General features: G+C 50.8%; 8 protein-coding genes and 1 pseudogene. 5 read left to right on the forward strand and 4 right to left on the reverse strand.

Annotated features, from left to right (window positions below):
- Window positions 1–25: 25 nt before the first annotated feature.
- The 4 genes and pseudogenes from G6M89_RS21730 to G6M89_RS21740 form a co-directional block, all read right to left on the reverse strand.
- Entirely contained in the window at window positions 26–3,655 is a 3,630-nt protein-coding gene (locus G6M89_RS21730) for an Eco57I restriction-modification methylase domain-containing protein (protein WP_165163990.1), read from the reverse strand.
- Window positions 3,656–4,057: 402 nt separating this feature from the next.
- The gene (locus G6M89_RS21735; protein WP_165163991.1) at window positions 4,058–6,958 is read right to left on the reverse strand and encodes a hypothetical protein; all 2,901 of its coding nucleotides are present in this window, start codon (window positions 6,956–6,958) and stop codon (window positions 4,058–4,060) included.
- Window positions 6,959–7,135: 177 nt separating this feature from the next.
- Window positions 7,136–7,324: pseudogene (locus G6M89_RS22930) on the reverse strand (DUF5817 domain-containing protein); the annotation flags it as partial.
- A 669-nt stretch (window positions 7,325–7,993) separates the two neighbouring features.
- Entirely contained in the window at window positions 7,994–8,215 is a 222-nt protein-coding gene (locus tag G6M89_RS21740) for a hypothetical protein (protein ID WP_165163992.1), read from the reverse strand.
- 274 nt (window positions 8,216–8,489) lie between these two features.
- On the opposite strand from G6M89_RS21740, the gene G6M89_RS21745 reads away from it, so the two are divergent.
- The 5 genes from G6M89_RS21745 to G6M89_RS21765 all read left to right on the forward strand — a co-directional run bounded on the left by G6M89_RS21745 (window position 8,490) and on the right by G6M89_RS21765 (window position 11,904).
- The gene (locus G6M89_RS21745; RefSeq protein ID WP_165163993.1) at window positions 8,490–8,888 is read left to right on the forward strand and encodes a hypothetical protein; all 399 of its coding nucleotides are present in this window, start codon (window positions 8,490–8,492) and stop codon (window positions 8,886–8,888) included.
- On the forward strand, window positions 8,885–10,000 hold the full coding sequence (locus G6M89_RS21750) for a site-specific integrase (RefSeq protein WP_165163994.1): 1,116 nt from the start codon (window positions 8,885–8,887) through the stop codon (window positions 9,998–10,000). Before G6M89_RS21745 ends, G6M89_RS21750 begins: the two co-directional genes overlap by 4 nt.
- Window positions 10,001–10,015: 15 nt before the next feature.
- Window positions 10,016–10,585, forward strand: coding sequence for a hypothetical protein (locus G6M89_RS21755; RefSeq protein WP_165163995.1), 570 nt, complete (start codon window positions 10,016–10,018; stop codon window positions 10,583–10,585).
- A 111-nt stretch (window positions 10,586–10,696) separates the two neighbouring features.
- Window positions 10,697–11,497: a ParA family protein gene (locus tag G6M89_RS21760; protein WP_165163996.1), complete on the forward strand. Its 801-nt coding sequence runs from the start codon at window positions 10,697–10,699 to the stop codon at window positions 11,495–11,497.
- Window positions 11,494–11,904, forward strand: coding sequence for a hypothetical protein (locus G6M89_RS21765; protein ID WP_165163997.1), 411 nt, complete (start codon window positions 11,494–11,496; stop codon window positions 11,902–11,904). Before G6M89_RS21760 ends, G6M89_RS21765 begins: the two co-directional genes overlap by 4 nt.
- The last annotated feature ends 157 nt before the right edge of the window (window positions 11,905–12,061 follow it).

Here is a 12,061-nt window from a genome sequence, read left to right on the forward strand (position 1 = left end):
ATCGGTCTTGACCAATCACCCAAGATTACGGCTTGGGTCCGGTTTCCTCAAACTCGTCGTACTTCTCAAGTACGAGGTTGAAGTATGCTTCTGTCATAACCCGGGGATTCTGTGTTCGGTGAAAGTCCTCTAAAACGAATTTTGCCTCTTCCCGTTCGAGATCGTACGCGTGGAATGCAGCTGCATCAAGTTCAGCCTGTGTCCTTCTACGTTCATCAGGAGAAGTGGCAGGATCGATATCGCCCAATCGGTCACGCATTTCAGCAAAGTCCTCCCCGTAGCAATTCAACTGTGCGGCTCTGTCAGAGATGAGGTGGAACCAGTCATCACCTTCTGCAAGCCGGGGTACCTGAGTTTCTTCAACCTTGTATTTCACCATATTGGTCTCAATCTTCGTTCGCATCAAGAAGTCGAATGGGATGCTGTTGATCAATCCCACCGCGCAGAACAATTCACGGTCGGTGAAAATCCGCTCATACGCGTTATGTAGATTCCCTTGTTCTAAGTGCTCTTCTTTTGGGTTGAGTTCGTACGATCTGAAGAGTTGTACTGACTCAATGCACACTGCTCCCTTGGGAATCACCGATGCGACCATTGTTCGTTCGTTGGTCGAATTAGAGATTTTTCGGTACCCAATCCGGTATTCTGTATAATCCGGAAGTACATCTGACTCAGAAAGCCCCTCGCCCCGATTTTCTTCGAGTAGTTCATCAACGAACTGGACTTGAGACTTGCTGGTGGTTCCACCCCCGAATGATTCGTAAAGAGCCTTCTTGAGGTATCCTTTATTGAATGCTTTTTGTCGCACACGAGCGCGAGCGCTTTCTTCAGGATTGTCTGTATCTTTGCTCCAGTAACGTGGGGAGGCTAAGTCATCGATGAAACGGGGGGTGTGGCTAAACTGATAGATGTTCTCACCCTCAAGCACCGGGTAATCTCCTTCATCAGGTGATTCGACGAACCGCCCTCGATCAGTCGGTTCGTGAAGTTCCTTCGTCATCAAATCAGCCCACCAGTCGTGCCCATCTTCATTTCCAATTGGAGGGTGAGATAGGATCTTGTACAAAACGTCGGCTTCTCGTTGGGATGTTACGCCTGGGAAGATTCCAGCTTCAGGAGAATAATTCGCTAAAACACGTTTAGGTATTTCAACTGCGTCCGAGTCAATCGTCTTTAGAATGTCCAAATGATTTTGGCCGAACAAACCGCGCACGTAGTCAGTACTTCCACTGTTTTTGAATGTGAGGACGCCAAACCGATATCGGTCATCGATATTGTCAAATATTCCCTTGTTTTCGAATCCGACGATTGTTCCCAGCGACGTGTTCTCAAGCATCCAGTTGCGCAGATCTTTCGCAATGGCTCCATTAAAAACGAAACCTGGGAGAATAAGGCTCACATGGCTGTCCGTTGACGCTAACTCAAATGCCCGCTCAAGAAATAGGGCAGACAGGTCATTCTCGCTTGCAACGGTTCTACCTGCTACCTTTGGAGATTGTAGCGTATACTGTTGTGACTTGTTGAAATAGTCTGCACGCCTCTCCATTGTCTCTTTGTGTTTGTTCCATTTATTGGCAATCTCGGGATCCTCTAGCAGATTCTCTTCGACAGCATCCTTCTGATTGGCATTATACTGCCGGAAGGTCTCGTCATACTGAGAAAAGAAGTCGTGTCTGTTCGGGCTCAAGACCTCCCAAGGTGGATTTCCAATTACAACATCGAATCCGCCGTCACGGTAAACAGGAGCAAACTCCAAAACCCAATGGAACGGATAGTACTGTTCTAAAGTCTCTCCATCAACATCCTCAACACCGGCATCATGGAATTGTTCTAGGACCTTTTGATCTAGTCTCTCACTATGTGTTTCAATTCTGGATTCAGCTAACCGTCTTGCGTTCGTAGCGACTTTCGAACTTGTTGCAGTCTGATGACGCTCGATGACCTCGATAACATCTTCATATAGTTCCTTAATACCTGTTCCGGCACCTTCCCCATAATTTGAGAGAGAAGCGTCGCCTTTCTCCGTCGCTACCTCGTCAACCTTTGTGAACCCGATTAGTGAATTACCGTGTCGAATATTGAAGTCGATGTTGGGGAGTGGTTCCACCTCGTTCGGTTCGTCTTCTATGTCAGCGACCATCGACAGCCAAAGACGAAGTTTACAGATTTCAACTGCGCCTTCATCGATGTCAACACCGTAGAGATTATTCAGGATGACCGTGCGTTTCGCGTAAAGCGATGCACCACCCTGTCCTTTGTTGATTTCTTCTAACTCATCGCGGGTTCGGGATTCTAACTCCCAACCCTTGCCTACCTGTTCGAGTTGCTGGAAGTATTCAATGCACTGGATGTAAATGTCCAACAGCACGTCCTGAGCAGCGAGAAGGAACGCACCACTCCCCACTGCCGGATCAAGAATATGTGCTTCCTTCAGGATGTTGTGATACAGGGTTTCAACGTGGCCCGTCTCTACGTTCTCTGTAGGGACCTGCTGGGTCATCGCTCCGCCATCCGCGACTACTTTTTCACCACTGCTGGCTTCTACACCAGGGAACCCGAATACGTCGTCAATTTCGTCGTATTCAGCATCGACAGCCTCGTTGAGTTGGTCAAGCAGGTACGGGTGGACCGTCCGGCGGGACATGAACCCGGTGATCTCTTCGGGCGTATAGTACGCGCCCATCTCTTTCTGGTTGACGGTCTGCTCGAAGATGTGGCCGAGAATCGCGGGTGAGAGGTTCTTCGGGTCAACGATGTCCAGACGCTCGTCCACGTTCCAGTTCCACCCCGACAGGAAGTCCAGAAGGTCATCGAAGAGCTCGTTCGTTTCTTCGGCGGATTCACCCAACTTTGCGTTCGGGAAGTCTTCTTCGACAGGGTTCTTGGCGAACAGCCCACCATTCAGGTACGGAAGACTGCCGAATTCCGGGTTCTGCTTGTCCTCTGCGAGGTAGTCGAAGAACAGTGGCCGATAAAAGTTCTCGTACCAATCTTCATCATCATCCACGACGTCGCTGGGCTGTTCATGCAGGTAGTTCGGATTCCGGTCAAGCAGTCGCTTTTCCTGGATGAAGTACAGGAAGATCATCCGATCAAGGATGACCTGCACATACCGTTGCTTTGCGTCACCACGGTCATCCGGAATACCGGAGACCTCCTGAACGAGATTGGTTCGGAGTTCTTCGAACTCTTCATAGAACTCTTTGACCACCTGTTGTGTGTCGTACAGCGTGTCATAAATCGCCGCAGAGGAACCATACTCAATCGAGTTGAGTTTCTTCAGAACAGTATTCTTCTCCCCGCTGTCGCGCGTGAACTGGTCTTTGCTGAACGAGATTTTCTGGTGCTTGATGCGGCCGTGCTGCTGTCCTTCCCAGCTACGCATCCGCGTCAGGAAGGTGAACTCATCGAAATCGTTCGTGGCGACCAGATTGGTATGCCGGGAGCGGTTATCTGGCTTGAAGTCAGTGGCTGATTCTCCCGGCCCAGCATTGACGATCACGACGAATTCGTCGTCACCGAGCTGAAGAACAAGTTCATTATCCTCTCCGAGATTCGGGCGGGGTTTCAGCCCGCGTTTCTCGAAGGAGTTAGCAATATCCTGTAGAGAGTCCCAGCCCGCGATATCGTCCGCGGTAATCTGCTGGAGAGTCATACTACTTGAAATCCGCCTTACTCTTATGAAGGTATGGAAAACTTATCACCACGGAGTCATCCGATTATTCTTCGGATGCTGTCATGGACAAGGTCACGGTGGCGGAAATCCACGGGGATGACTTTGCCCGTTGACTGTCTTTTTACGCGATAGAGGTACTGGTCAAAGTCACGGCCGGTCTCAGTGTTCAGATCATCCGCCAGTCTGTCAGTAATGGTACACTCTACGCCGTAGTATGGAACATCGGCGTCATCTTCTCCCAAATATACGGTTACTTCGTCGCCTTTCGAATACGACTCTGATGCAGGTTGTGGAGGTTTCATAACAGGATATCAGTCTTACTCTGTCTGTTCTTCGATCCTTCCTTGATTTGCGGATTTTGTGGCATTTGGTCCGGTCAGTTCACGACGGTGCAGCGGTTCGTGTTTCGGTGAGTTGTTGTATCGATACCTGTTCAAGTGTAGGTCCGAACGTCATGATGTGTGGTCGTCGCTTCGGAGCGCCGGTCGCCGCCCTGATCGGATCGATCCAAGATGCCCCCCACGACCACGATCGTCTCAATCGGTCGATGTTGATGGGGGCGTCGAAGAACACCCCAAAAACGGGATCATCGGGATCGACAATGCGTTCGGTGTCGACAAGGATCTCAGCCGCCTCCCAGAGGACATCCTGTAAAAGAACAGAATCATCATCTCCGATGTACCACGGAACAACATCGCCGCTGGTGTGATGCTCGTCATCCCGGAATATTATAGCCAGTCGCCAACCACCGTCGTCTTCGGTGAGAAGGCCAGTCGCTTTGAGTTCATCCACGTAATCGTACCACGTGGACCGGTCACGACCTGCTCGATTACAAATCTCGGTGACTGACAATGGTTCAGTCGCTTCGAGCAGCACCTTCACAAAGTCCTGGCCAGCAGCTCCCAGCCATGGACAGATACGATTAGCTGAGAACGTCTCCTTCGCCAAGGCGAAGCGGATTTCGTCAACTCGAATGGAGCGACCAGGATGTTTCGTTTCGGTTTTCAACCCGTCTAACGCTTCAACAGCGTCGTACGGTGTCTCTGAGAATAGACAGAGCAACGAAACCGGATCGGCGGTCGGTGAGAGATTCTTCTCTGATAAGATGAGGTCCGCGGCTTGCTCAAACTGTTTGCGTTCGAATTCGAATGCCCATAGTGTGATCTTCACATTGAATTCTGGGGCATCATCTCTCGAATCACGTGGGTTCCTAAGCTCCGAGCGGAGATCCTCGACAAACTGGCTGTACTTTTCGCCGTTCTGATAGGCGAAGTCGCCGACCAGAACGAACGAGCCAATTAGTTCACCGAACGGATCGTCAGCGTCCACGTCAGCGAAGATCGTCCAGTCCAACTTCTCCTGACGCGTCTCGAACAGTTGTCGAAACGCAGAAAACTGAGCGTACTTCGATTGGATGGCCGAGCCGACAGCCATCGTTTTGACAAGGGCGTCCCAGCGCTCGGAGTCGAAATCTTGCGAGAAAGTTGGAAGACGAACCTCTCGAACGATGTCTACGTCAACGAGGTCCATGATGTGGACAACCGTTCCGACCAAGCCAAGAGCGTTACAGACGATCGTCCCGCGGAACGACGCTTCGTCATCGAAGTTATCGTTGTGGAGCCGTGTCGTCAGCTTCGTGAGTTCATCCCGAGCGTCCATCAACGCATCAGCGTAGTCCGACGTTGTCTTGATCTTGTCTGGGAGCTCACCAAGACAGCGCGAACTGCGGAGGACCTGGCGATGTTCATAGAACAGGTTCGAGAAGTCGTGATCTGAAGACTCCAAGCGATCCTCGCTGAGTAACCACTCAAAGATACGTGGGTCGGTTAAGGCTCGGGCGGTGGACACCCAATACTGGAGTGGATTCACGTATTCAGCTGACGTGACTACGCGATCACCGCTTGGATCGATCCAGATTTGTGGGCAGCGGTAGTCGTCGGCCTTCTCAACCGGATAGTCAGCCAGTGAGAAAGCATTTGACCGGCTCGATGAGAGGGCTCCGAAGGCACGACGCCGGCTAAGGCTACCAACCGACGCATAGCCAGTGCCCTTTCGACGAGGGTCCCCGTCTGGGGGGGCCTCGTGTGCGGGCGGGTTTTCACGGCCATGGTCGGGGGAATCCGACACATCGCTAAAGAAGTCATCAAGTCGTTGCTGTCGTGCGGTTTCCGCGTCAATAGTTTCGATTGTCTCTCGACCGGCAGCGGTCAACTCGACATGGAGCCTCCCGTGCGCTCGGAACGCGTCCACCATCGAGAGATCAATCAGTGAGTCCTCCCGAGTGGTAATCCATTGACTAATCGCACCCTTCGTTGTGACCGAAGGAATGGTGCTAATGAGCTCATCGTACGTGAGTGCACCGCCGGCGTCTGTGTGAAGCGTTCGGAGGATCGCCTTCGCTGTGGGTTGCTCATCGTACGCGTCCATCGCGCGTTTGACGACATCCTCAATCTCTCCAGACCAGCGACGTCCAGTCCATCGCTCGCTAAAGTCAGTTGGCTCCAGACCGTGGTCTTTCTGAAACCATCGAAGGTCGATCGGCTTGCTGACAATGACGACCTCGCAGTGATGAGAGATTGCTTGAACTAACTTCACGACGGTCTCACGTCGTTTCCGATCTTTTTCCTCGAACGACCGGTTAAATCTAAACGCAAGTGTCGGCGTTTCCGATTGCTCATTGTCACTCCAGCCAAGAAGTCGCGCTGTTCCTAGCAACTGCTCAGTCAGCGCCCTCTGAGTTCCAAGTCGATGAGCTAGATACAGTAATCCCTTTGGCTCTTGTTGACTGAATAATAACTCTCGAAGGGCGGAGTCCAGTTCACTTTCATCCTCGTGTTCGAGTCCACGCGCATACCGCTGGATGACCGCTCGAAGATCGTATGCGACGTTATACTGCTCAAGCTTCTCTCCAAGTTCAGTCATAGAAAGTCCTGTGGCAAACTGACGGATACCGTCGATGAACGCAGTTTGAACACGCGGTCGCTTCAGTAATTCTGACCAGAGCTTGGTTGCGGTGGTTTCTTCATCGATGTCCAGATCAACAATCGCATTGACTGGGTAGTCACTATCAAGTACGAGTTCGCCAGTCGGCGGATCAACACTCTCAGGGGCTTCACCGAACTCTTCAAGCATCTGATCAACTTGCTCTTCGCAGACATCCCAGTCTCTTGATGTACGCTTATCACCGTCTGCGAACGCGTCGATCCACCAGTCACTGGTTTGTTCGGCAAGTTCTTCCAGTGCCTCACGTTCCTGCTCACGTTTCTCGTCAAGGACCTTCACCCAGTGTTCAAACCGGTCGTAAGCGTCTGGACGAAGGTCTTCCTCGTTTGCCCCTCCAGTTAATTGCTCGATTTGACGGTCGATTTCTTGCTGTTGTTCGTAGTATTGTCCGTGGCCCTTTTTTTCAACGAATTGCTGATAGACGTCACCTTCACCAGCTTCTTTCGCACAAATCCGAGATCGTGCCTCTGCGGCTGCTTCTCGGGTTTGCCACGACCCCTTGTTCTTAACCTTCTTTACGGGTTGCTTGGTGTCGCAAAGCGGACACGTGATTGACGTCTGATACTCAAGCTTGTACGTGGGAGTGATCCAATACTGCTGGCACGTACAACATCCGGCCACGCTGTATTCGTGGTCAGACGTCATGCAGACGCACCTCTATTCCTCTCGCTAACGCTGACGTAGTGTGCTAACATGATTTCAGTTGTCGAGGTTGATTTCGACACTGAGAAGGCTCTGTTTGCCTGGAAATCAGCAGTATACTGCTCAGAGCAGTCGCTGATCGAGAGGCAAACATTTATCAAGATCTGGGTCGCAAGAACAGGTAGCCAGCCTTTGGGGCAGGTTAAAGCCCCACTTTCTTGCGATCCACACCTATTACCTCCTGGTGTGTCTCTATCCCTACTTTTGATATGAGGAATGTCTGGGCGGTTTATAAAACCTTCCGCTGTTGGATTCCATCTCTTCAGAACCGTCTGATAATCATCAAACAGTGCCGCATCTAACACATTGACGAGAACCAGATACAGTTTGGAAACTGTGAAACGATGCCTCGAACCTCGGGTCTTTGCCTCCAAAGAAGTGTTACTACGGAGACTAAGATCTATAGAGAGATTTGTAGAACCGTTAGTACCAGATTTTGTGGTACTCACTGCTTATTACCTACGGAATTGGAGATCGTTCGAGTCGCGTCGGTTGACGAAATACCTAAAGCGCTCGACGGTGTAGAACTAGCCGGACACGCCACCCATACAGCGAGTCCGGTTTTGGGGTCGTTGGCGCGACCCCAGTCCTTCACCGTTCTCAGCGTCAGCTCTACTCGTCACCTCCAAGATCCTTTGTATAGACCTCTTCAACAGTCAATTCAGCTGTAACAACGACCTTCTCTATTTTTTCGCCCTTTTCGTACTCTAATTCCTCATCCGTTGCTCCGAGGATTCGTCGAGCGCGTTCGGGAATTGTGGCCACATACTTTGGTGGGCCAAACTCTAGTTGAGTCGTTGTTGTTTTCCCGACTCGACTGTCTTCTTCGGTCATACGCGGCCCTATGAATCCAGTATACTTAGTATTACTGGGGGCGCTCTAAGTATGCCTCAGTGAGTGAAGTATTTGCATTAGACAGACACTTGTCTCGAAATGATTATTGAACTCGAATCTCCATCCCTCCGCAGTCTTGCGTTTTTGATTGTTGACAGGAAAATACCGGCAGAAGTGTTGCTCTGTCTCGAACTTTATTTGCTATGGATTGTAACTCTATAGAAGTGTTGGTAAATCACGAACTTTTATAATACCGGGGCCAGTAATACCGAGTATGACTGAGAGCGAGAAAATAATCGCGTTTAACCTCCAGAGTGATGCAGACTCAGAACCGCTTGATGATACCCTTCACTTTTACACGAATCCTGCTACCAAGGCAGAAGTCAAAGAGAGAGCAGAAGAGCTTGGTTTCAGCTCAATGTCCGAAGCGGCTCGTTATTTCCTTACCCTCGGAATGCATGCCTTCCCTGAGACCGATCCACGGAAAAAAACAGCCGATTCTTCAGATAGAGACTATAAGCCACTCACAATCCGGGAGATTATTCCGGAAGGCGAAGAAAATGCGTTGAGTCTTAGAAACGGAGAAGTCCTTGACAAGATCGACAAGCACCTCGCTGACGAGTTAACGAGAGATCCCAAAATCAACCGAGACGGGTGGGAGGTGTGGCGATGACGCTAGCGGATTTTGCAGACGACATACGAGAGAAGAGAGAAGACGAAACCATCCGAGAATACTACGTTGATCTCCGTAGTGACTCGCTCAGTCCTGCGTCAAAAGATAGCGTCAAAACATCCTGGAATCGCCTCCAAGACTACTTAGATGAGGTCAATGCCTCTAGAAAGCCTAAAGAAAAAATCGGATTTGAGGATCTCACAAAATCACGGGTCTTGCATTTCATTGATTGGCTGGACGTGAAAGATAGCACTGCTAACAATTATATTAATGATTTGTCTGCTATGGTTGCATGGTTCAACAACAAAGGGATGATGAGTGGGAATCCATTTCAGGAGGCTCTTGCTACTGATCCGTTCGAGAACACTGGAAAAACACCCAAGATGGAGGTCGGAATCGATAAGCTAAGAAGTGCTATTTCAGACATTGATGCCCCTCTTGCATTAGCAGTCATCGTTCTACTTCTGAAAACAGGAATTCGAATTGCTGAACTTGCAAATTTGGACGAAAGGGATCTTCATATCGATCATCCAATCAGTGGACGCCTCGATGACCCTCGCCCTGAGATCAAGAACAAGCCTGATACCATCTACATTGATTCCTCAATCAACGAAGGGGAGTGTGTCAACGGAGAAGTCAGACCCGACTCAAATAAGCCTAATTCGACTCGGGTGGTTCCCATCGATAGCGAAGTCAAGAGCGTTCTCGCTTGGTATCTATCTATGAAGCCTCAGTCCAATTCACCTGCCAACCCACTGCTTGTGATCAACAATAGGGGTGGAAAAGGAATCGGTCAGAGAATGGGGACTGAAGCTGCTCGACGGATAGTTAACGAGTGGTCTGATGATCATGGCTGGTACACTCCGAACAGTAGCTTTGGAGTGAAGCCTCACTGGTGTCGACACTGGTTCAGCACGATGATCCAGTCTAATGTTGATGGAGATCTGATCCAGGTGGGGGGCAAGGATGATTACGAAGATTTCCTGAGAGGTGATCAGTCAAGTTCGACAAAAAGCGACTATCTGCAAATGAGTTGGGGTGGAAACGACTGGATGCACAAAGCACTGGAAGACGCTTTGCCGAGTCTGCTCACGGGTTCAGAGAATGAGTAGCACTCTTGACCAACTATGACAGACCACAGTAATAAATCAAACAAGGACTGGCCGACGCCAGGTCCGAACGAACCCGTTCCGGCATGGGAAGAGTATCGCCAGTTACGCGAGGCCGTTCACGACTACCTCGATCACGAACCAGATGACCCAGCCTGGAACGACATCTGGCGAGCACTCGGTGCGATTATGGGTAAATACCAGCGGGATGCATTCCTCGAAGCCTTTGATCTCGACGAGCCAGCTGAGACGGCCTGTATTCGCCGCCTCATCACAGGCGAGGACAAGTGTATCCACTCACCTTTAGAAGCCGATGATGACCCGCAGGGGCCGCCTCACAAGCCACCTGCCAGTGATCACGCGACACTCTGGCTCGATGACGGTAAACCAGCTGTGTACTCGATGCACGTCTATCCCGGAAACATCGAGCAGCTTGATGCTCGTGAACCACCCTACAACTTGTGGTTCGATCTCTTTGAGTTCGCCGCGGAGTGGGGGCTGGAGGTGTCTATTCTCCCGAAGTCGTGGTACAATCTCAGTAGTACTGTGCACGTCATTTTCTACCCGCCAGAACGCTTCCGGTCGTAGCTCAACTCGAACCCGGTGTCTGACGTAAATTTATATTACCTGAGACACCTGTATTACCCGAATGGCTCGAAAAACCCGCATTATACATGATACACATAAGGTGGAGCACAGATGAGAATCGATGTAGGGATGCAGAAAGGGGGCGTCGGAAAGACGACAACCAGTATCAACCTCGCTGGAGCGCTCGCTAACCGCGGCCACAATGTGCTCGCTGTCGATGCTGATCCACAGGGCGGACTAACACTCAAACTCGGCCACCGCAGCCAGTACCGAGAAAGCGAGTATGCACTCTACGATGTCCTGTCCGAGATGGGGCAGCTCACTCTGGATGACCTTGACGAACTGATTATTTCCGGTGACGAGTTCGATATCGTCCCATCCCATTTGCGGAATTTCCGGTTGGAAAAACACCTGTACTCAGAAGCCCGTGGGGTCGAAGCGCTGAAACTTGCCCTCGATCGGCTCACAGTAGACTACGACTATATCGTGATTGATTCCCCACCAAACCTCGGACCACTCGCCGACGGAGCACTACTCGCCGCGGAGAACGTGGTCTTCCCCAGTCATGCCAACACGATTGCGAAGGATTCGCTTGAAATCCTCTTTGACGAGATCGACACTCTGGAGGACAAGTTCGACGACATCAACATCTCCACCGTCGCAGCTGTTCTCAACGAGGTTGGTCGTGATGGCGTGAGCAGCGAAATGCAGGACTGGTTCGTCAGCACGTTCGGTGAAGAGTACGTCTTCGAGATACCAGATTGGGCTGTCGTTGAACACGCCATCGAATATCGGATGTCGGTGTTTGCGTATAACCCAGATGATGCGGGTTATTCGTGGGATGCAGAAAAGGCAGAGGTACTCCGCGACAAGTATGATGCAATCGCGGCACATGTGGAGGACCTCTCATGAGCGATCCCAAGGACGAACTCGGGCAGCGATTTGAGGACCGACGGCCAGATAGTGAAGATGACCCAGACCCTACGGCCAACACGAGTAATACGGATAACCTGAATAATCCAAGTAACTCGGATAATACGAGTTCTTCGAGGGAGGGAGGTTCCAGTAAGAAACCGGGTCCGGATCCAAGTCCAGACTCAACCAGGAACCGCCGTCAAGTCCCGATGTACCTGCCTGATGAGCAAGCAGACCAGTTGAACTCGCTTTACGAGCAGTTGGACGGACGGTCGAAAGTGGCCGGCAAAGGAGGGATCGAGAAGCACGCAGACTTCATGGAGGCAGTCGTAGACTTCGCTATAGAACACGAGGAGGACTTAGCAGCCCGACTTGACATCGAAATGGATTCAGAGCACAGTTAGTGATAGAAATGGAGTTTGAATAGGATGCCAAATTGACTTCTGAATTCGACCCCACCGACGAACCGTACGACATCGGGGATATCGTTCACATCCATGCACCAGAACCCGAGTATGAGCACCGATTCGGGTGCGAGGTACTCGAAGTACATCGCAACGA

This window comes from Natronolimnobius sp. AArcel1 (genome assembly GCF_011043775.1).
GTDB lineage: Archaea > Halobacteriota > Halobacteria > Halobacteriales > Natrialbaceae > Natronolimnobius.

Coding starts and splice junctions, on each gene's coding strand:
- G6M89_RS21730 (WP_165163990.1), bottom strand. CDS start 3,655: ATGACTCTCCAGCAGATTACCGCGGACGATATCGCGGGCTGGGACTCT.
- G6M89_RS21740 (WP_165163992.1), bottom strand. CDS start 8,215: ATGACCGAAGAAGACAGTCGAGTCGGGAAAACAACAACGACTCAACTA.
- G6M89_RS21745 (WP_165163993.1), top strand. CDS start 8,490: ATGACTGAGAGCGAGAAAATAATCGCGTTTAACCTCCAGAGTGATGCA.
- G6M89_RS21750 (WP_165163994.1), top strand. CDS start 8,885: ATGACGCTAGCGGATTTTGCAGACGACATACGAGAGAAGAGAGAAGAC.
- G6M89_RS21755 (WP_165163995.1), top strand. CDS start 10,016: ATGACAGACCACAGTAATAAATCAAACAAGGACTGGCCGACGCCAGGT.
- G6M89_RS21760 (WP_165163996.1), top strand. CDS start 10,697: ATGAGAATCGATGTAGGGATGCAGAAAGGGGGCGTCGGAAAGACGACA.
- G6M89_RS21765 (WP_165163997.1), top strand. CDS start 11,494: ATGAGCGATCCCAAGGACGAACTCGGGCAGCGATTTGAGGACCGACGG.